This is a genomic window from Rhodococcus sp. IEGM 1306, assembly GCF_036541985.1.
GTDB classification, from domain to species: domain Bacteria; phylum Actinomycetota; class Actinomycetes; order Mycobacteriales; family Mycobacteriaceae; genus Rhodococcus_F; species Rhodococcus_F qingshengii.
The window spans coordinates 1-311 of sequence record NZ_JAZHFF010000046.1 but is presented as its reverse complement, the minus strand read 5'-3'; the positions used below and the strand labels follow the sequence as shown (position 1 = coordinate 311).

Annotated in this window: 1 protein-coding gene; it reads right to left on the bottom strand. The window is 63.3% G+C overall.

Annotated elements, in window-relative coordinates; genetic code table 11:
- Positions 1–311: magnesium chelatase domain-containing protein (locus V3587_RS30780; RefSeq protein ID WP_331703579.1), on the bottom strand; the 311-nt coding region annotated here is incomplete at both ends.

Sequence of the window (311 nt, the reverse complement as noted above, 5' to 3'; positions counted from 1 at the left end):
CCGACAACCTCACTCAAATCCCGCACCACCACCGAATCCGCACGCTCGAAAACATCAGGAACAGCCAACGCCAACTCCCCACGCAACCACCCGATCACCGCAGACAAATCGTCGGCACCCAGCACCTCGATCCCCTTGACCAGGCCCGCCTCTGCCAACGCCCGAGCTGGAACCACCACAGTCCCCCACCCCGCCCGCTTCGCCGCAAGCACCGCAGGCAACACACCACGCACAGTCCGCAAACGACCGTCGAGCGCCAACTCCCCCAAAAACACAGTCTCCCGCAACAACTTCCGCGGCAACTTCTTCGC